This window comes from Pontitalea aquivivens (assembly GCF_046507575.1).
GTDB classification, from domain to species: domain Bacteria; phylum Pseudomonadota; class Alphaproteobacteria; order Rhodobacterales; family Rhodobacteraceae; genus Pontitalea; species Pontitalea aquivivens.
The window spans coordinates 568,388-587,980 of the sequence record NZ_JBKFEY010000001.1; the positions used below are offsets into that span (position 1 = coordinate 568,388).

A 19,593-nucleotide genomic window follows, 5' to 3' on the forward strand; every position below is an offset into this window, starting at 1 on the left:
CCCCAGTCATACCGCCCTTTCGATCCACGGGATACCAGATGACCCAAGCCCCCAGCCGCCATGCGGTGACCTTCGTGCTGGTCGCGGTCTTTCTGGACATGGTGGGGTTTGGCCTGGTGATCCCGGTGCTGCCGCGGCTGATCGGCGAGGTGGGACAGATGGGGCTGGCGCAGGCCGCGCTGATCGGGGGCTGGATGTTTGCCGCCTTCAGCCTGGCGCAGTTCGCCTGCGCGCCGCTGATGGGCAACCTGTCGGACCGTTTCGGGCGCCGGCCCTTGTTGCTGCTGGCGATTGGCGGGCTGGGGCTGGACTATCTGTTCCACGCCTTTGCGCCGTCAATCGGCTGGCTGTTTGTGGGCCGGGTGATCGCGGGGATCTGCGGGGCCTCGCATGTGATCGCGGCGGCCTTTCTGGCCGACGTGACCCCGCCCGAGGGGCGCGCGCGCGCCTTTGGCCTGATGGGGGCGGCCTTCGGCCTGGGCTTCGTGCTGGGCCCGGCGATCGGCGGCATGCTGGGCGAACTGGGCCCGCGCGTGCCGTTCTATGCGGCGGCGGCGATTTCGGGGCTGAACCTGATCTATGGCCTGATCGTCCTGCCTGAAACGCTGCCGCCGGAAAAGCGCCGCCCCTTCCGGCTGGCCCAGGCCAACCCCTTCGGCGCGCTGCGCGTCTTTCTGCGCTATCGCGGGGTGGTGCCGATGGCGGCGGTGCTGGCGGTCTATTTCTTTGGCTCGGCGGTCTATCCGGCGATCTGGGCCTTTTGGGGGATGGCCAAGTTCGGCTGGTCCGAGCTGGTGGTGGGTGTCACGCTTGCCGGCTTCGGGCTGGTGATGGCGGGGTTTCAGGGGGTGCTGACGGGGCCTGCGGTGCGGCTGTGGGGGGAATGGCGGGTGGCGCTGGCGGGGCTGGTCATCGCGGCGCTGGCGGCGGTGGGCTATGGGCTGGCGGGTGGCCTTTGGGCGGTGCTGGTGCTGCTGGTGATCCACGGCCCCGAGGGATTCGTGCACCCGATGCTGACCGCGCTGATGTCGCGCGCCGTGCCCGAGGATGCGCAGGGCGCGTTGCAGGGCGGGCTGGCGGCCGCGACCAATCTGGCGCTGCTGGCGGGCACGGTTTTCTTTGCGCAGGTTTTCGGCTATTTCCTGTCGCCCGAGGCGCCGGTGACCTCGCCCGACATCGCCTTTTTCATTGCCGCCGTGGTGCTGGCGGGGGCGCTTGCGCTGTTCGCGATCGCGGTGCCGCGCGACATCGCCAAGGAGTGATCCCGTGACCGAGCGTTTCACCGGCAGCTTTACCCAGCAGGAACCGATCCCCGATGATGCGGTCGCGGCCGCGCTGGCGGTGCTGCGCCACGGCCGGCTGCACCGCTACAACCTGGCCCCGGACGAGGCGGGCGAGGCCGCGGCTTTGGAGGAAGACTTTGCCGCGTTCACCGGCGCGCGCTATTGCCTTGCCGTGGCCTCGGGCGGCTATGCGCTGGCAACCGCGTTGCGCGCGGTGGGCGTGGGGCCGGGGGATGCGGTGCTGACCAATGCCTTCACGCTGGCCCCGGTGCCCGGCGCGATCGCCAGCCTTGGCGCCACGCCGCTGTTCGTGGAAACGACCGGCGCGCTGACCATCGACCTTGACGATCTGGCGGCCAGGGCGGGGCAGGCGCGGGTGTTGCTGCTGTCGCACATGCGCGGCCATATCTGCGACATGGACGCGCTGATGGAAATTGCCCGCGCCCATGGCCTGACGGTGATCGAGGATTGCGCGCACACGATGGGCGCGGCCTGGGCGGGCACCCCGTCAGGCCGGCACGGGGTGATCGGCTGCTATTCCACCCAGACCTACAAGCACATGAATTCCGGCGAGGGTGGGCTGATCGTCAGCGACGATGCCGACCTGATGGCGCGGATGATCCTGATGTCGGGCAGCTACATGCTGTATTCCCGCCACCGCGCCGCCCCGCCGCCCGAGGCGTTCGAGACGCTGAAATGGACGACCCCCAACATATCCGGGCGGATGGACAACCTGCGCGCGGCGATCCTGCGCCCGCAGCTGGCGCGCCTGCCCGGGCAGATCGCGCGCTGGACCACCCTTTACCGCGCGATCGAGGCGGGGCTGGCCACGACGCCGGGCCTGACGCCGATCCCCCGCCCGCAGGCCGAGGCGTTCGTGGGTTCGTCCTTTCAGTTTCGCCTGCCCGGCTGGGCGCCCGCGCGGATCACCGGTTTCATCGCGCGCTGCGCGGCCCGCGGGGTGGAACTGAAATGGTTCGGCGCGGCGGATCCCGTGGCCTTCACCTCGCGCCATGACAGCTGGCGCTATGCCCCCGCGCAAGCCCTGCCGAAAACCGATGCCGTGCTGGCCGGGCTGATCGACCTGCGCCTGCCGCTGACCTTTGCGCCCCGGGATTGTGCCCTGATCGCCCGCATCATCGACGCCGAGGCGCGTCAGGGTTCGTAAAGCGGCACCGTGGAAATCGCCATCTTGGCCGAACCTTCGGCGACCTCATTGGCATGGGTCAGGTAGATCAGCGTCCGGTTCGCCGCGTCATAGATCCGCGTCACGCGCAGCGACTTGAAGATCAGCGAGCGGCTTTCGGAAAAGACCGTCTCGCCATCGCGGCCCCGGTCGATGTCGCCCAGCACGATCGGCCCGGTCTGGCGGCAGGAAATGGCGGCGTTGGACGGATCCTCGAACCAGTTGCCCTGCCGCAGCCTGTCGATCACCGATCGGTCGAAATAGGCGACATGGCAGGTAACGCCCGCGACCTTGGGGTCGGGGATCGATTCGACCACCACATCATTGCCCACCCAATCCACCCCGACGCGGCCCACGACCTCGGCCGTGACGGGCAGGGGGGCAAGCAACAGTGCGGCAAGGATGGGCAGGGCGGGGCGCATCGCGGTTCCTTCGGTTGATGCGCCAAGGATGACAGATGGACGGGCTTTCGCAAGACTTGACGCGACTCAGGCATCATGCCCATAAATGAACAAGCGTTCAATAATGGGGAGGAAACCGATGTTCACCGCTTCCATGAGCTTCGATCTGGGCGAGGATGTGAACAGCCTGCGCGACATGGTGCATCGCTGGGCGCAGGATCGCATCAGGCCGATCGCGGCCGAAGTCGACCGTGCCAATGCCTTCCCCAACGACCTGTGGCGGGAAATGGGCGATCTGGGCCTGCTGGGCATCACGGTGCCCGAGGAATATGGCGGCGCCGGCATGAGCTATCTGGCCCATGTCATCGCCACCGAGGAAATCGCCCGCGCCTCGGCCTCGGTCAGCCTGTCCTATGGCGCGCATTCCAACCTGTGCGTCAACCAGATCAAGCTGAACGGAACCGATGCGCAGAAACGCAAATACCTGCCCGGGCTGATTTCCGGGGCGCAGATCGGCGCCCTGGCCATGAGCGAGACGGGCGCGGGATCGGACGTCGTGGGCATGGGCCTGCGTGCCGAAAAGCGCGGCGATCATTATGTGCTCAACGGTCACAAATACTGGATCACCAATGGGCCCGATGCCGACACGCTGGTGGTCTATGCCAAGACCGACCCGGCGGCGGGCAGCAAGGGCATCACCGCCTTCATCGTGGAACGCGGCTTCAAGGGCTTTTCCACCAGCCCGCATTTCGACAAGCTGGGCATGCGCGGATCGAACACGGCGCAGCTTTTCTTCGACAATTGCGAGGTGCCTGCCGAAAACGTGCTGGGCGCGGAAGGCCGTGGCGTGCGGGTGCTGATGTCGGGGCTGGATTACGAACGCGTGGTGCTGTCGGGCATCGGCACCGGCATCATGGCCGCCTGCCTGGATGAGGTCGTGCCCTATGCGCAAAGCCGCGAACAATTCGGCCAGCCGATCGGGAATTTCCAGCTGATGCAGGGCAAGGTCGCCGACATGTATGTGGCGATGAACACCGCCCGCGCCTATGTCTATGAAGTCGCCCGCGCCTGCGACCGTGGCCAGGTGACCCGACAGGATGCGGCGGGCGCGGTGCTTTACGCCAGCGAACAGGCGATGGTGCAGGCCCATCAGGCGGTGCAGGCGCTGGGCGGCGCGGGGTTCCTGAACGATTCGGTCGTCAGCCGCCTGTTCCGCGATGCCAAGCTGATGGAAATCGGCGCGGGCACCAGCGAAATCCGCCGGATGCTGATCGGGCGCGAGCTGCTGGCGCAATGATCGCCCGGCGCGCCCCGGCCCATGATGAAAAAGGGTGCGGCCTGACGCCGCGCCCCCAGGGGCTTGCCGCGATGCGATCAGAACGTCACGACATGGGCGACATTCGCCACCAGCGGGTCGATCGCGGCGGCGCCAATATCGGCGCCGATGGTCGGGGCGGCGGTCTACAGCAGAAGGGCAGAGAGGATCTGTCTTGTTTCCCCACGCATACGGTTGAAACCGCGCAGACCATCTGCGCGAACTGCGGCTGTGACCTGGATCAAGAACCACGCCTTTCGCACCGCGCGTCACGAAATGGACACAGTGCCCCCCACGGCAAGGAGATATTGCGATGAAACTCAGCTCCTCGGCCCTCGTCGGCTCGGAAACCTTCCGCGCCAACCGCGCCGCGCATCTGGCGATGCTCGATACCGTGGCCCAGGCCGCCGCCGCCGCCAGCGCGGGTGGCGGATCCGATGCGACCGCCCGCCATGTCGCGCGCGGCAAGATGGCGCCCCGCGACCGGGTGGCGGGGCTGCTGGACCCGGGATCGCCCTTCCTGGAAATCGGCGTGACGGCAGCGCATGACATGTATGGCGGCGCGGCCCCCGGTGCGGGCCTGATCGCGGGCATCGGCCGCGTGATGGGGCAAGAGGTGATGGTGCTGGCCAATGACGCCACGGTGAAGGGCGGCACCTATTTTCCGATGACCGTCAAGAAACATCTGCGCGCGCAGGAAATCGCCGAGGAATGCGCGCTGCCCTGCGTCTATCTGGTGGACAGCGGCGGCGCCAACCTGCCCAACCAGGACGAGGTCTTTCCCGATCGCGACCATTTCGGCCGCATCTTCTACAACCAGGCAAGGATGAGCGCGAAGGGCATCCCCCAGATCGCCGTGGTGATGGGGTCTTGTACCGCGGGCGGGGCCTATGTGCCGGCAATGTCGGATGTGACGGTCATCGTCAGGGAACAGGGCACGATTTTCCTGGCGGGCCCGCCGCTGGTGCGGGCGGCAACGGGTGAGATCGTCTCGGCCGAGGATCTGGGCGGGGGCGATGTGCACACGCGCCTGTCGGGTGTGGCCGACTACCTGGCCGAGGATGACGCCCATGCGCTGGCACTGGCGCGGCGCGCGGTCGAACACCTCAACCGGCGCAAGCCGCAGACGGTGGTCTGGCAAAGCCCCGAAGACCCCGCCTATGACCCCGAAGAGATCCTCGGCGTCGTTCCGGCGGATCTTCGCACCCCCTATGACATCCGCGAGGTGATCGCACGTCTTGTCGACGGCTCGCGCTTCGATGAATTCAAACCCCGCTTCGGCGAAACGCTGGTCACGGGCTTTGCCCATGTGAAGGGCTGCCCGGTGGGCCTTGTCGCCAACAACGGTGTGCTGTTTTCCGAGGCCGCGCAAAAGGCCGCGCATTTCATCGAGCTTTGCTCGCAGCGGTTGATCCCGCTGGTCTTCCTGCAAAACATCACCGGTTTCATGGTCGGGCGCAAATATGAAAACGAAGGCATCGCCCGTCACGGCGCCAAGATGGTGACGGCGGTGGCCACGACGAATGTGCCGAAAGTCACCATGCTGGTCGGCGGCTCTTTCGGCGCGGGCAACTATGGCATGGCGGGCCGGGCCTATTCGCCCCGCTTCCTGTGGACCTGGCCCAATTCGCGCATTTCGGTCATGGGCGGCGAACAGGCCGCGGGCGTTCTGGCCACCGTCCGCCGCGACGGGATCGAGCGCAAGGGCGGCACCTGGTCGCCCGAGGACGAGGCCGAATTCAAGCGCCCCACGATCGAGATGTTCGACCGCCAAAGCCACCCGCTCTACGCCTCGGCGCGGCTGTGGGACGACGGCATCATCGATCCGCGCAAATCGCGCGAGGTGCTGGCCCTGTCGCTGTCCGCCGCCCTTTGCGCGCCGATCGAACCCACGCGCTTCGGTGTGTTCCGGATGTAAACTTTTCGCCTCCGGCGGAGGTATTTGGGGCAAGATGAAACCCCCTTCACCTTGCCGGAAATACCTCGGGGGCACGGGGGCGGCGCCCCCGCCGCAATCAAAGGGAGACCGAGATGTTCCGCAAGATCCTGATTGCCAACCGCGGCGAAATTGCGGCCCGCGTGATCGCCACCGCCCGCCGCATGGGGGTGGGCACGGTGGCGGTCTATTCCGACGCCGATGCGGGCGCGCGCCATGTCGCGCTGGCCGATGAGGCGGTGCATATCGGCGGCCCGGCGCCAAAGGACAGCTATCTGCGCGGTGATGCGATCATCGCGGCGGCGCGGGCCACGGGCGCGCAGGCGATCCACCCGGGCTATGGCTTCCTGTCGGAAAACCCCGATTTCGTCGATGCGGTGCAGGCGGCGGGGCTGGTGTTCATCGGGCCTTCGGGCGATTCGATCCGGGCGATGGGGCTCAAGGATGCGGCCAAGGCGCTGATGGCCGAGGCCGGTGTTCCGGTCGTGCCGGGCTATCACGGTGACAATCAGGACCCGGAACATCTGGCGGGCGCGGCCGATGCGATCGGCTATCCGGTGCTGATCAAGGCGGTGGCGGGCGGTGGCGGCAAGGGGATGCGCCGGGTCGATCATCCGCGCGATTTTGCCGACGCCCTGCAAGGCGCACAGGGCGAGGCGCGCACCGGCTTTGGCAACCCTGCCGTATTGATCGAGAAATATGTCGAAAAGCCCCGCCATATCGAGGTGCAGGTCTTTGGTGACGGCAGCCGCGCGCTGCATCTGTTCGAGCGCGACTGTTCGCTGCAGCGCCGCCACCAGAAGGTGATCGAGGAGGCCCCGGCGCCGGGCATGACCGATGCGATGCGCACGGCGATGGGGCAGGCCGCCGTGCGCGCGGCCGAGGCCATTGGCTACAGCGGGGCGGGCACGGTGGAATTCATCGTCGATGCCAGCGAAGGCCTGCGTCCCGACCGCTTCTGGTTCATGGAGATGAACACCCGCCTGCAGGTCGAACACCCGGTGACCGAGGCGATCACCGGCGTCGACCTGGTCGAATGGCAGCTGCGCGTCGCGGCTGGCGAACCCTTGCCCGCCCGGCAGGAGGATCTGTCGATCCGCGGTCATGCCTTCGAGGCCCGTCTTTATGCCGAGGATGTTCCCGCAGGTTTCCTGCCCGCCACCGGCACGCTGTCGCATCTGCGCTTTCCCGATGGCATTCGCGCCGATACCGGCGTGCGTGCGGGCGATACGATCAGCCCCTGGTATGACCCGATGATCGCCAAGGTCATCACCCACGGCCCCACCCGTGCGGTGGCGCTGGCCCGGCTGGCGCGCGCGCTGGAGGAAACCGAGGTGGCCGGATCGGTCACCAATCTGGATTTCCTGGGTGCGCTGGCGCGTCATCCGGGCTTTGCGGCGGGCGATGTCGATACCGGGCTGATCGCGCGCGATCTGGAGGCGCTGGCGGGCGCGGGCGGTCCGCCGCCCGCCGCGGTGGCGCTGGGCGTGCTGGCGGCGGCGGGCCTGCATGAGGGGCAGGGGGCGGCGGGCTTCACGCTTTGGTCGGCACTGCGCCGCGAAGTGTCCTTTGACCGCCCTGCGGCGGTGCGGGTCCATGCCCCGGGCCGGATCACGGTTGAACTGGAGGGCGCCAGCCATGATTGTCTGCTGCGGCCCGATGGCTGGTGGGTGGATGGGGTCAAGACCGGCGCGCGCTTTGCGCTGCGCGGCCCGGAGATCACGGTGTTCCTGCGCGGCGCGCACCGCTTCACGCGTCCTGATCCGTTGGCCCGGCAGGCCGGGATGGCCGGTGGTGGCCTGACGCTTGCGCCGATGCCGGGGCTGGTCAAGGCGGTCTTCGTGGCCGCGGGCCAGGCTGTGGCGGCGGGCGACCGGCTGGCCATTCTTGAGGCCATGAAGATGGAACATACGATGACCGCCGCGCGCGATGGCGTGGTGGCCGAGGTGCTGGTCGAAGCCGGATCGCAGGTCGAGGCGGGGGCCGCGCTGATCCGGCTGGAGGAAGAGCCATGATCCGTCTGCATCACGTCCCCCAGGCCCGCAGCTTTCGCATCCTGTGGCTTCTGGAAGAACTTGGCCTGCCTTTCGAGGTTGCCGAACATTCCTTTTTTGACAAAAGCTTGCGTGATCAAGCTTATGCAACGCTTTCACCGGCTGGCCGGGTTCCCGCGCTGGAAACCGAGGGCCGGGCGATCTTTGAATCCGGTGCGATCACGCAGTGGCTGTGCGAACGCGAAGGCGCGCTTCTGGGCGCCCCGGATGAGCGGGTGGATTGGCTGCAATGGCTGCATTTCGCCGAGACCATCGCCGCCCATGTCGCCAACCTGACCCAGCAGCACATCGCCCTGCGCGAGGACTGGATGCGCAGCCCCACCGTGATGCGGCTGGAGGCGGCGCGGCTGGCCCGCACGCTGGCGGTGGCCGAACGCGGGCTGGCGGGGGATTATCTGCTGCCCTCGGGCTTTTCGGCGGTGGATATCGCGGTCAGCTATGGCGCGATGATCGGCCAGCGTTTCACGCCGCTTGACCCCTTCCCGCGTCTGCGTGACTGGCTGGGCCGGCTGGGCGACCGCCCCGCATTTCAGCGCGCGCTGGCCCGTGACGGGGCGGCGCAGATCTATACCCGCCCGTTTTATCCCACGCCGGAGGCCTGATGCAGATTGAAATCTTTGAGGTCGCCCCGCGCGACGGCCTGCAGAATGAAAAGCGCCCGATCGCCACGGCGGACAAGATCGCCCTGGTCGATTGCCTGTCGCGGGCGGGGTTCCGGCGGATCGAGGCGGGGTCGTTCGTCAGCCCGAAATGGGTGCCGCAAATGGCCGATTCCGCCGAAGTATTCGCCGGCATCACCCGCAGGCCGGGGGTGTCCTATGCCGCGCTGACGCCGAACCTGCAGGGCTATCACGCGGCGCGCGCGGCGCAGGTGGATGAGGTGGCGATCTTTGCCGCCGCCTCGGAAGGGTTCAGCCGGGCGAACCTGAACTGTTCCATCGCCGAAAGCCTGGACCGTTTTGCCCCGCTGATCGCGGCGGCGCGGGCCGACGGGATGCCGGTGCGGGGCTATGTCTCGGTCGTCACCGATTGCCCCTACGAAGGGGCGGTGGCGCCATCGGCGGTGGCGCGGGTGGCGGCGGCGCTGCGCGATCTGGGCTGTTATGAGATCAGCCTGGGCGAGACGCTGGGCCAGGGCCGGCCCGAAACCATCGCCGCGATGCTGCGCGCGGTGCTGGACGAGGTTCCGGCCGACCGTTTGTCGGGGCATTACCACGACACGTCCGGCCGCGCGCTGGTCAATATCGAGGCCTCGATCGAAATGGGGCTGCGGGTCTTTGATGCGGCGGTCGGGGGCTTGGGCGGCTGTCCCTATGCGCCGGGGGCGGCGGGCAATGTGGCCACCGAAAAGGTCGTCGCGCGGCTGGTGGACCTGGGCCACGACACCGGGCTGGACCGGGGCGTTCTGGCCGAGGCGGCGGCGCTGGCGCAGGCGATCCGGCAGGGGACAACAAAGGGGCAGGGCGATGGACTTTGAAACGATCCGGATTGAAACCGATGCGCGCGGCGTGGCGCGGCTGATCCTGGCGCGGGCGGCCAAGCACAATGCGCTGAGCGCGCAGATGATTGCGGAACTGACCCGGGCGGCGGGCGTTCTGGGCGCCGACACGGCGGTGCGCGTGGTCGTGCTGGCGGCCGAGGGCGACAGCTTTTGCGCGGGCGGCGATCTGGACTGGATGCGCGCGCAGATGGCCGCCGATTCGGCCACCCGCGCGGCCGAGGCGCGCAAGCTGGCGATGATGCTGAACGCCTTGAACCTGTTGCCAAAACCGCTGATCGGGCAGGTTCATGGCAATGCCTTCGGCGGCGGCATCGGCATGATGAGCATCTGTGACGTGGCGATCGGTGCCGATACCGCGCGCTTTGGCCTGACCGAAACCCGGCTGGGCCTGATACCCGCCACCATTGGCCCCTATGTGCTGGCCCGGATGGGCGAGGCGCGGGCGCGGCGGGTGTTCATGTCGGCGCGGCTGTTCGGCGCCGAGGAGGCGGTGGGCCTGGACCTTCTGGCCCGCGCCGTGCCGCCCGCCGACCTGGCCGCCGCGGTCGAGGCCGAGGTCGTCCCCTATCTGTCCTGCGCCCCCGGTGCCGTGGCCGCCGCCAAGGCGCTGGCCCGCCGTCTGGGCCCGCCGATCGGCGAGGCCGAGATCAGCGATTCCATCGCCGCCCTTGTCGCCTGCTGGGAAGGCACCGAGGCACCCGAGGGAATCGCGGCCTTTTTCGACCGCCGCAAACCCGGTTGGGCGCAATAAACTTTCGCGGTTGCAGCATCGGGCGGTGTTTTTGGTGCACAAAGGTATACGAAACGGCGGGTCGCCCCCGGATTTCGCGGCAAACCCCGCCACCTTCGGTTGACCCGGGACGGGCGCAGGTCTAAACCACGCTCAGCCGGAACCTGCGCGGCCCGTGTCGCGTAACGAGGGAGCCAAACGTGCACGATCTCTTGCGTGAATACCTTCCCATTCTCATTTTCCTTGCCATGGCGGTCGCACTTGGGCTTGTCCTGATCCTCGCCGCGGTCGTGCTTGCGGTGCGCAACCCCGACCCGGAAAAGGTCTCGGCCTATGAATGCGGGTTCAACGCCTTTGACGATGCGCGGATGAAGTTCGACGTTCGCTTCTACCTTGTGTCGATCCTGTTCATCATCTTCGACCTGGAAGTGGCCTTCCTGTTCCCCTGGGCGGTGGCCTTCGGGCAACTGAGCGATGTGGCCTTCTGGTCGATGATGGTCTTCCTGGGCGTGCTGACCGTGGGCTTTGCCTATGAATGGAAGAAGGGGGCGCTGGAATGGGCGTGATGACGGGGGCGAACACCGCCGCGGCCGATATGGACGTGGCGACTGCGGCGCTGAACCGCGACCTGCAGGACAAGGGATTTATCCTGACCTCGGCCGAGGATATCATCAACTGGGCGCGCAACGGCTCGCTGCACTGGATGACCTTCGGCCTGGCTTGCTGCGCGGTCGAGATGATGCACACCGCGATGCCGCGCTATGACGTGGAACGCTACGGCTTTGCGCCGCGCGCCAGCCCGCGCCAGTCGGATGTGATGATCGTAGCCGGTACGCTGACCAACAAGATGGCGCCCGCGCTGCGCAAGGTCTATGACCAGATGCCGGAACCGCGCTACGTGATCAGCATGGGCTCCTGCGCGAATGGCGGGGGCTATTATCACTACAGCTATTCGGTGGTGCGCGGCTGTGACCGGATCGTTCCGGTCGATATCTATGTGCCGGGCTGCCCCCCCAGCGCCGAGGCGCTGATGTATGGCATCCTGCAGTTGCAGCGCAAGATCCGCCGCACCGGCACCCTTGTGCGCTGAGGAGAGGGGACAATGTCCGAAGCCCTGAAAGAACTTGCCGCCCATATCGAGCTGAAGCGCGCCGCCGATGTCGTCTCGACCCAGGTGGCCTTTGGCGAATTGACCGTGACGGTGACCGCCAGCTCGATCGTGGAATTCGTGGAATTCCTTAAAGACGATCCCAGCTGTCGGTTCTCGACCCTGGTCGACATCACCGCGATCGACTGGCCGCAGCGCCCGGCGCGGTTCGACATGGTCTGGCAGTTCCTGTCGATGTATCGCAACCAGCGCATCCGCGTGAAGGCCGCCGTGCGCGAGGAGGACATGGTCCCCTCGATCACCGGGCCGTTTCCCGCCGCCAACTGGTTTGAGCGCGAGGTGTTCGACATGTTCGGCATCCTGTTCTCGGGGCATCCGGACCTGCGCCGCATACTGACCGACTATGGCTTCCGCGGCCATCCGCTGCGCAAGGATTTCCCGACCACGGGCTATGTCGAACTGCGCTATGACGAGGCGCAGAAGCGCGTTGTCTATGAGCCGGTCAAGTTGACGCAGGAATACCGGCAGTTCGACTTCCTCAGCCCCTGGGAAGGCGCGCAATACATTCTGCCCGGCGACGAAAAGCAGGGTTGAGCCAGCCGGGCCCCCGGGCCCGCTTTCTTGGCAATACGGAAGGTGACACGATGGACGGCAGCCTTGACGACGTTCTGACCGGCGAGCAGAAGATCCGCAATTTCAACATCAACTTCGGGCCCCAGCACCCGGCGGCGCATGGCGTGCTGCGGATGGTGCTGGAACTGGACGGCGAGATCGTGGAACGCGCCGACCCGCATATCGGGCTTTTGCATCGCGGTACCGAAAAGCTGATGGAAAGCCGGACCTATCTGCAGAACCTGCCCTATTTCGACCGGCTGGATTATGTGGCGCCGATGAACCAGGAACATGCCTGGTGTCTGGCGATCGAGCGTCTGGCCGGCACCGTCGTGCCGCGCCGCGCCAGCCTGATCCGGGTGCTGTATTCCGAAATCGGCCGCGTGCTGAACCACCTGCTGAACGTCACCACGCAGGCGATGGACGTAGGCGCGCTGACCCCGCCGCTGTGGGGGTTCGAAGAGCGTGAAAAGCTGATGATCTTCTACGAACGCGCCTGCGGGGCGCGTCTGCACGCCAACTATTTCCGCCCCGGCGGCGTGCATCAGGATCTGCCGCCCGCGCTGATTGAAGATATCGACGCCTGGGCCGTCGAATTTCCCAGGGTGCTGGACGATATCGAAGGCCTGCTGACCGAAAACCGCATCTTCAAGCAGCGCAATGCCGACATCGGCATCATCACCGAACAGGACATTCTGGATTGGGGCTATTCCGGGGTCATGGTGCGCGGTTCGGGCCTGGCCTGGGACCTGCGCCGCAGCCAGCCCTATGAATGCTACGACGAATTCGACTTCAAGATCCCCGTGGGCAAGAACGGCGACTGTTACGACCGCTATCTTGTGCGGGTTGCTGAAATGCGGGAATCGACCAGCATCATCCGGCAGGCCTGTGCCAAGCTGCGGCTGGAAAAGGGCGACGTGCTGGCGCGCGGCAAGATGACCCCGCCCAGGCGCGGCGAGATGAAGACCTCGATGGAGGCGCTCATCCACCACTTCAAGCTGTACACCGAAGGCTTTCACGTCCCCGCTGGTGAGGTTTATGCCGCGGTTGAGGCGCCCAAGGGCGAATTCGGCGTCTATCTGGTGTCGGACGGCACCAACAAACCCTATCGCGCCAAGATCCGCGCGCCGGGCTATCTGCACCTGCAAAGCATGGATTATGTGGCGAAAGGCCACCAACTGGCCGACGTGTCGGCCATCATCGGCACGATGGATGTCGTGTTCGGGGAGATTGACCGCTGATGCTGCGCCGCCTTCACCATACCCAGCCCGAAGCCTTTGCCTTCACGCCCGCCAACCTGGAATGGGCCAGGGGGCAGATCACCAAATATCCGGTGGGCCGCCAGGCCAGCGCGATCATCCCGCTGCTGTGGCGCGCGCAGGAACAGGAAGGCTGGCTGACCCGCCCGGCGATCGAACATGTCGCCGACATGCTGGACATGCCCTATATCCGCGCGCTTGAGGTGGCGACCTTCTACTTCATGTTCCAGCTGGCCCCGGTCGGGGCGGTCGCGCATTTCCAGATCTGCGGCACCACGTCGTGCATGATCTGCGGTGCCGAGGATCTGATGAAGGTCTGCCGCGAAAAGATCGCGCCCGAACCGCACCAGCTGTCGGCGGACGGCAAGTTTTCCTGGGAAGAGGTGGAATGCCTTGGCGCCTGCGCCAATGCGCCCATGGCCCAGATCGGCAAGGATTATTACGAAGACCTTACCGCCGAGAATTTCGCCCGTCTGATCGATGAGATGGCCGCGGGCAAGACGCCGCGTCCGGGGTCGCAGATCGGGCGTTTTGCCTCGGAACCGGCGTCGGGGCTGACCTCGCTCAAGGATATGCCGGGGGAAAAGCACCCCGGCAACGGTTCGGTCCAGCGCGCGGTGGAAATTGGTGACACGCTCAAGCGCATCGATGGCACCGAGGTGCCGCTGCGCATGCCCTGGCAGATGTCGGGCCAGCACGGGCCGATCGGCACGATGGGCGCGGGCCAGCGCCCGATGTCCGCGGTGCGGCAGGCCGCCGCCAAGGCCGCGCCCGCGGCGCCCAGGGCCGAAGCCACGCCCGCGGGGGCCCGGCCTGCGGCTCTGGAGGCGCCGCGCGGCGACAGGGCCGATGATCTGAAGCTGATCAAGGGCGTGGGCCCCAAGCTGGAATCGCTGCTGCATTCCATGGGGTTCTATCACTTTGATCAGATCGCGGCCTGGACCGAGGCCGAGCTGGCCTGGGTCGATGCCAATCTGGAAGGCTTCAAGGGCCGCGCCAGCCGCGACGGATGGATCGGTCAGGCCAAGGTTCTGGCGACGGGGCAAGAGACCGAATTCTCGGCCCATGCGAAGAAGGACGGGATTTACGAAGACTAAGGTGCAGCAGGCCCGCGGGCAAAGGAGAGTGGGATGACAGAACTGGACAATGGATGCCGGGGCAAATCCTGGGCGGCAGGCGCGATAGCGGGCCTTGTCGTCTTTGGATTCGTGCTGGCCAGCCATGCCGGATTTGTCGCGGCGCTTTTCCTTGGCCTTGTCACCGCGGGCCTGTTCGGCAGCGTTCTGGTCTGGGGTTTTTGCCAGGGCCGTCTGGCGGCACCGCTGCCCGCCGCACCTGTGCCTGCTGCGGCTGTAGCCGCCGCGCCGGTGTCGCCGACCCCGGTGTCCGCGGCGCCGCAACCCGTGGCAGAGGTCACGCCCCCGGCCCCCGCACCGGCCCCCGCACCGGCCCGGATGGCCGCCGCTGCGACACCGGTGCCTGCCAAAGTCGCGGGCCAGGACCAGACGCCTGCCAAAACCAGGGTAACCGCCAGGCCCAAGGCGCAGCCGGTGGTCGGGGGCGGCAAGAAGCCCCGCGCAATGAAGGCGCCGCGCAAGGCGGGCGCGGACGATCTGAAAAAGATCGAAGGCATCGGCCCCGTGCTGGAAAAGGCCTGCAACGCGCTTGGCATCTGGCATTATGACCAGATCGCGAAATGGGGCGAGGCCGAGGTGGCGTGGATGGATGCCAACCTGAAGGGCTTTCGCGGGCGGGTCAGCCGCGACAAATGGGTGGCGCAGGCGAAGATCATCGTCGAGGAGGGGCTTGACCGCTTTCTCGAACGGGCAAAGACGAACGATTACTGAGGGTTGAATGGCGCAGCAGGGCGGACAGAACGGGTTGAACGCACGCGAGGGTCGGCTGGCCGCCCTTGTGATCGCGGCTGCGACCGTGCTGTGGCTGGCCGCGCAATGGCTGGGAAAGCGGCTGGGGCTGGACCCGGGCTTCGCCTTCCTGATCGATCTTGCGGCGATCGCCGCGTATGTTTTTGCGCTGGTCGTGACCTGGCGCATCTGGCGCCGGGGTTCCGGCTGTTCGGGGAACTAGGTCAGGGCAATTGAGGGACTTCACATGCTGAAAGATCAGGATCGGATCTTTACCAACCTCTACGGGATGCACGACCGTTCGCTGAAAGGCGCGATGGCGCGTGGCCATTGGGACGGCACGGCCGGTATCCTGGCCAATGGCCGCGACTGGATCGTAGAGCAGGTGAAAGCCTCGGGCCTGCGGGGCCGGGGTGGCGCGGGCTTTCCCACCGGCCTGAAATGGTCGTTCATGCCGAAAGCCTCGGACGGGCGCCCGGCCTATCTGGTGGTGAACGCCGACGAATCCGAACCCGGCACCTGCAAGGACCGCGAAATCATGCGCCATGACCCGCATACGCTGGTCGAGGGGTGCCTGATCGCGGGCTTCGCGATGGGGGCGGTTGCGGGCTATATCTACATCCGCGGCGAATACATCCGCGAGCGTGAGGCGCTTCAGGCCGCGATCGATGAGGCCTATGAGGCGGGGCTGATCGGCAAGAATGCCTGCAAGTCGGGCTATGATTTCGATCTGTATCTGGCCCACGGCGCGGGCGCCTATATCTGCGGCGAGGAAACCGCGCTGCTGGAATCCCTGGAAGGCAAGAAGGGCATGCCCCGGATGAAGCCGCCGTTCCCGGCGGGTTCGGGCCTTTATGGCTGCCCGACCACGGTGAACAACGTCGAATCCATCGCCGTCGTGCCCACCATCCTGCGTCGTGGTGCGTCGTGGTTCGCGGGCTTTGGCCGGCCGAACAACGCGGGCACCAAGCTGTTCGGCATCTCGGGTCATGTGAACAACCCCTGCGTCGTCGAAGAGGAAATGTCGATTTCCCTGCGCGAATTGCTGGATCGGCACTGCGGCGGCGTGCGCGGCGGCTGGAAGAACCTCAAGGCGGTGATCCCCGGCGGTTCTTCGGTGCCGATGCTGAACGCGGCGCAATGCGATGATGCGATCATGGATTTCGACTGGCTGCGCGAACAGCGTTCGGGCCTGGGAACGGCGGCGGTGATCGTGATGGATCAGTCCACCGATGTGATCAAGGCGATCTGGCGGCTGTCGAAATTCTACAAGCACGAAAGCTGCGGCCAGTGCACCCCCTGCCGCGAAGGCACCGGCTGGATGATGCGCGTGATGGACCGTCTGGTCCGCGGCGAGGCCGAGATCGAGGAAATCGACATGCTGTTGTCGGTCACCAAGCAGGTCGAGGGCCACACGATCTGCGCGCTTGGCGATGCGGCCGCCTGGCCGATCCAGGGGCTTGTGCGTCAGTTCCGCGAGGAAATCGAAGACCGGATCAAGGCGCGCAAGACCGGACGCACGGGCGCGATGGCGGCGGAGTGAAGCAGATGCAATCCGCCTTTCCCCTGATGCTTGGCACGCTGGCGCTGGCCGCCTGCGCCGCCCCCGTGGCCGAACCGGCGCTGCGGGCGGTGCCGGGCTATGCGGCGGTCGCGGGGCCGGCGGGGGAATTGCGGGTCACGCGCCCGGGCCAGCCCTTCGGCTATGCCGAGGGGGCCGGGGCGCGGCGCGCGGCGGATGCGATCTGTGGGCCGGGCGGGGTGGACAGTTCCATCCGCGACCATTTCCACGAAGGCGCCTGGATCTACCCGGAGGGCTGTGCATGAGCCCTGCAACCCAATTCCGCGCGGGCACCCGCCGCGGCACCATTTGACGGACAGGATCGGAACCATGTCGAACCTCAGAACGATCATCATCGACGGCCACGAAGTCGAAGTCGATCCGAACCTCACGCTGATCCAGGCCTGCGAACAGGCCGGGATCGAGGTGCCGCGTTTCTGCTATCACGAACGGCTGTCGATCGCCGGCAACTGCCGGATGTGTCTGGTCGAGGTGGTGGGCGGCCCGCCCAAGCCCGCCGCAAGCTGCGCGATGCAGGTGAAGGACCTGCGCCCCGGCCCGAACGGCGAGCCGAGCGTGATCAAGACCAACAGCCCCATGGTCAAGAAGGCCCGCGAGGGCGTGATGGAATTCCTGCTGATCAACCACCCGCTGGATTGCCCGATCTGCGACCAGGGCGGCGAATGCGACCTGCAGGATCAGGCGATGGCCTATGGCGTCGATTTCAGTCGCTATCGTGAACCCAAGCGCGCGTCGGAAAACCTGAACCTTGGCCCGCTGGTGTCCACCGCCATGACGCGCTGCATTTCCTGCACCCGTTGCGTGCGCTTCACCACCGAGGTGGCGGGCATCACCCAGATGGGCCAGACCGGCCGGGGCGAGGACAGCGAGATCACCAGCTATCTGAACATGACGCTGGACAGCAACCTGCAGGGCAACATCATCGACCTGTGCCCGGTCGGCGCGCTGACCTCAAGGCCCTATGCCTTCACGGCCCGTCCGTGGGAACTGACCAAGACGGAATCCATCGATGTGATGGATGCGCTGGGGTCCAACATCCGCGTCGATACCAAGGGCCGCGAAGTGATGCGCATCCTGCCGCGCAACCATGACGGCGTGAACGAGGAATGGATTTCCGACAAGACCCGTTTCGTCTGGGACGGCCTGCGCCGCCAGCGGCTGGACACGCCCTATGTCCGCGAAAACGGCAAGCTGCGCAAAGCCACCTGGCCCGAGGCGCTGGGGGCGGCGGCCGCCGCGATGAAGGGCGGCAAGGTCCTGGGTCTGGTCGGCGATCTGGCCCCGGTCGAGGCGGCCTTTGCGCTGAAACAGCTTGTCGAAGGGCTGGGCGGCACGGTGGAATGCCGCACCGATGGCGCGCGCCTGCCGATCGGCAACCGATCCGCCTATGTCGGCAATGCGGCGATCGCCGATATCGACACGGCCCGCTCGATCGTGCTGATCGGCACCAACCCGCGCAATGAGGCGCCGGTGCTGAACGCGCGCATCCGCAAGGTCTGGTCGCAGGGGGCCGAGGTTTCGGTGATCGGTCCGGCGGCGGATCTGACCTATGGCTATACCCATCTGGGCGAGGATCGCGCGGCGCTGGCCCGCGCCGTGGCTTCGGCCGCGCCGGCCGATGGCGCGCTGGTCATCGTGGGGCAGGGCGCCCTGTCCGAGGCCGATGGCGAGGCGGTTCTGGCCCATGCCATGGCGCTGGCCGAAAAGATGGGCGGCAAGATGCTGGTGCTGCACACCGCCGCGGCGCGTGTGGGGGCGATGGATGTGGGCGCGGTCACCGAAGGCGGCCTGCTGGCCGCGATCGACGGTGTGCAGGTGATCTACAACCTGGGCGCGGATGAGGTGGAAATCACCCCGCGTACCGAAGGCGGGCCGTTCGTGATCTATCAGGGCAGCCACGGCGACCGCGGCGCGAACCGTGCCGATGTGATCCTGCCGGCTGCGGCCTATACGGAAGAAAACGGCCTGTTCGTGAATACCGAAGGGCGCCCGCAGCTGGCCTTCCGCGCGGGCTTTGCCCCCGGTCAGGCCAAGGAAAACTGGGCGATCCTGCGCGCGCTGTCGGCGGAACTGGGGGCGACCCAGCCCTGGAACGATATGGCCGGGCTGCGCCGGGCGCTGGTCGCTGCCGTGCCGCATCTGGCACAGGTGGACACGGTGCCCGAAAACGCCTGGCAGCCGGTTGGCCTGCGCGACATGGGCGCGGCCAGCTTGCGCCATGCGGTGCGCGACTTCTACCTGACCAACCCGGTCGCGCGGGCCTCGACGCTGATGGCGGAACTGTCGGCGATGGCCAGGGCGCGCCGCGAAGCGCCGCTGGCGGCGGAATAAGCCGATGCGCCAGTCCCCGTCCCCCGCGCGCCTTGCCCCCGGCCTTCTGGCCGGGCTGGCGGCTTGCGCGCCGGGGGCAGGGGCCGCGCCCGAGGCCGTGGCGGCCGAGCCGCCCCGCTATCAGGGCGTGCGCGCCGAGGTGCTGGATGACGGGCTGGTGCGCATCCACGTCGCGCTGTCCGGGGCCGGCACGCCGCAGGCGGTGACGGATTACGCCGATTGTGCCGTGGCGGGCCATGCGATCGGCAATGGATACGGGTTCGCGCGCCATCTGCGCACGATCCTTGATGAATCGGGTGGCGTCTGGCGGGCGGATGCGGTCTACACCCTCTCGCCCGTGCTACCCCGCGGTCTGCGCACGATCGACACCGAAGTGACGGTTGCCGATTGCGCGGAACAGGGAATACCGACGGTTTGAACGACAAGGCGG

At 66.9% G+C, this 19,593-nt stretch carries 21 protein-coding genes; 20 read left to right on the forward strand and 1 reads right to left on the reverse strand.

Annotated features, from left to right (window positions below; translation table 11 throughout):
* Positions 1-38: 38 nt before the first annotated feature.
* The gene (locus ACK8OU_RS02780) at positions 39-1,262 is read left to right on the forward strand and encodes an MFS transporter (RefSeq protein ID WP_410301829.1); all 1,224 of its coding nucleotides are present in this window, start codon (positions 39-41) and stop codon (positions 1,260-1,262) included.
* 4 nt (positions 1,263-1,266) lie between these two features.
* Positions 1,267-2,451 carry a DegT/DnrJ/EryC1/StrS family aminotransferase gene (locus tag ACK8OU_RS02785; protein WP_410301830.1) on the forward strand — a complete coding sequence of 395 codons (1,185 nt, stop codon included), beginning with the start codon at positions 1,267-1,269 and terminating at the stop codon, positions 2,449-2,451.
* Here the strand turns inward: ACK8OU_RS02785 and ACK8OU_RS02790 are convergent.
* Entirely contained in the window at positions 2,439-2,891 is a 453-nt protein-coding gene (locus ACK8OU_RS02790) for a CreA family protein (RefSeq protein ID WP_410301831.1), read from the reverse strand. The genes ACK8OU_RS02785 and ACK8OU_RS02790 overlap by 13 nt on opposite strands.
* A 118-nt stretch (positions 2,892-3,009) precedes the next feature.
* Between ACK8OU_RS02790 and ACK8OU_RS02795 the strand changes: the two genes are divergently transcribed.
* The 18 genes from ACK8OU_RS02795 (at position 3,010) to ACK8OU_RS02880 (ending at position 19,581) form a co-directional block, all read left to right on the forward strand.
* Positions 3,010-4,167, forward strand: coding sequence for an isovaleryl-CoA dehydrogenase (locus tag ACK8OU_RS02795; protein ID WP_410301832.1), 1,158 nt, complete (start codon positions 3,010-3,012; stop codon positions 4,165-4,167).
* The gene (locus ACK8OU_RS02800; protein ID WP_410301833.1) at positions 4,164-4,502 is read left to right on the forward strand and encodes a hypothetical protein; all 339 of its coding nucleotides are present in this window, start codon (positions 4,164-4,166) and stop codon (positions 4,500-4,502) included. The genes ACK8OU_RS02795 and ACK8OU_RS02800 overlap by 4 nt, the downstream gene beginning before the upstream one ends.
* Positions 4,499-6,103, forward strand: coding sequence for a carboxyl transferase domain-containing protein (locus ACK8OU_RS02805; RefSeq protein ID WP_410301834.1), 1,605 nt, complete (start codon positions 4,499-4,501; stop codon positions 6,101-6,103). Before ACK8OU_RS02800 ends, ACK8OU_RS02805 begins: the two co-directional genes overlap by 4 nt.
* 113 nt (positions 6,104-6,216) lie before the next feature.
* Positions 6,217-8,136, forward strand: coding sequence for an ATP-binding protein (locus ACK8OU_RS02810; protein WP_410301835.1), 1,920 nt, complete (start codon positions 6,217-6,219; stop codon positions 8,134-8,136).
* Entirely contained in the window at positions 8,133-8,777 is a 645-nt protein-coding gene (locus ACK8OU_RS02815) for a glutathione S-transferase family protein (protein ID WP_410301836.1), read from the forward strand. The genes ACK8OU_RS02810 and ACK8OU_RS02815 overlap by 4 nt, the downstream gene beginning before the upstream one ends.
* Positions 8,777-9,652 carry a hydroxymethylglutaryl-CoA lyase gene (locus tag ACK8OU_RS02820; RefSeq protein ID WP_410301837.1) on the forward strand — a complete coding sequence of 292 codons (876 nt, stop codon included), beginning with the start codon at positions 8,777-8,779 and terminating at the stop codon, positions 9,650-9,652. The genes ACK8OU_RS02815 and ACK8OU_RS02820 overlap by 1 nt, the downstream gene beginning before the upstream one ends.
* Positions 9,642-10,427 carry a crotonase/enoyl-CoA hydratase family protein gene (locus ACK8OU_RS02825; RefSeq protein WP_410301838.1) on the forward strand — a complete coding sequence of 262 codons (786 nt, stop codon included), beginning with the start codon at positions 9,642-9,644 and terminating at the stop codon, positions 10,425-10,427. The genes ACK8OU_RS02820 and ACK8OU_RS02825 overlap by 11 nt, the downstream gene beginning before the upstream one ends.
* A gap of 179 nt (positions 10,428-10,606) precedes the next feature.
* The gene (locus ACK8OU_RS02830) at positions 10,607-10,972 is read left to right on the forward strand and encodes an NADH-quinone oxidoreductase subunit A (protein ID WP_410301839.1); all 366 of its coding nucleotides are present in this window, start codon (positions 10,607-10,609) and stop codon (positions 10,970-10,972) included.
* Positions 10,963-11,496, forward strand: a complete 534-nt coding sequence (locus tag ACK8OU_RS02835) for a NuoB/complex I 20 kDa subunit family protein (protein ID WP_250044162.1) — start codon at positions 10,963-10,965, stop codon at positions 11,494-11,496. Before ACK8OU_RS02830 ends, ACK8OU_RS02835 begins: the two co-directional genes overlap by 10 nt.
* Before the next feature lie 12 nt (positions 11,497-11,508).
* Positions 11,509-12,108: an NADH-quinone oxidoreductase subunit C gene (locus tag ACK8OU_RS02840; RefSeq protein WP_410301840.1), complete on the forward strand. Its 600-nt coding sequence runs from the start codon at positions 11,509-11,511 to the stop codon at positions 12,106-12,108.
* Positions 12,109-12,158: 50 nt separating this feature from the next.
* Complete coding sequence (locus tag ACK8OU_RS02845) at positions 12,159-13,367, forward strand: NADH-quinone oxidoreductase subunit D (protein WP_410301841.1); 1,209 nt, start codon at positions 12,159-12,161, stop codon at positions 13,365-13,367.
* A complete protein-coding gene (gene nuoE / locus ACK8OU_RS02850; RefSeq protein ID WP_410301842.1) occupies positions 13,367-14,482 on the forward strand; it encodes an NADH-quinone oxidoreductase subunit NuoE in 1,116 nt (371 codons plus the stop codon). Before ACK8OU_RS02845 ends, nuoE begins: the two co-directional genes overlap by 1 nt.
* A gap of 33 nt (positions 14,483-14,515) precedes the next feature.
* Positions 14,516-15,232 (forward strand): endonuclease, encoded by a 717-nt coding sequence (locus ACK8OU_RS02855; RefSeq protein WP_410301843.1) that lies wholly within the window; start codon positions 14,516-14,518, stop codon positions 15,230-15,232.
* A 7-nt stretch (positions 15,233-15,239) separates the two neighbouring features.
* Positions 15,240-15,473, forward strand: coding sequence for a DUF5337 domain-containing protein (locus ACK8OU_RS02860; protein ID WP_410301844.1), 234 nt, complete (start codon positions 15,240-15,242; stop codon positions 15,471-15,473).
* 24 nt (positions 15,474-15,497) lie between these two features.
* A complete protein-coding gene (gene nuoF, locus ACK8OU_RS02865) occupies positions 15,498-16,793 on the forward strand; it encodes an NADH-quinone oxidoreductase subunit NuoF (RefSeq protein WP_410301845.1) in 1,296 nt (431 codons plus the stop codon).
* Between the two features lie 5 nt (positions 16,794-16,798).
* On the forward strand, positions 16,799-17,077 hold the full coding sequence (locus ACK8OU_RS02870; protein ID WP_410301846.1) for a hypothetical protein: 279 nt from the start codon (positions 16,799-16,801) through the stop codon (positions 17,075-17,077).
* 64 nt (positions 17,078-17,141) lie between these two features.
* Positions 17,142-19,163, forward strand: a complete 2,022-nt coding sequence (gene nuoG / locus ACK8OU_RS02875) for an NADH-quinone oxidoreductase subunit NuoG (protein ID WP_410301848.1) — start codon at positions 17,142-17,144, stop codon at positions 19,161-19,163.
* A 4-nt stretch (positions 19,164-19,167) separates the two neighbouring features.
* A complete protein-coding gene (locus ACK8OU_RS02880) occupies positions 19,168-19,581 on the forward strand; it encodes a hypothetical protein (RefSeq protein ID WP_410301849.1) in 414 nt (137 codons plus the stop codon).
* Positions 19,582-19,593: the final 12 nt, after the last annotated feature.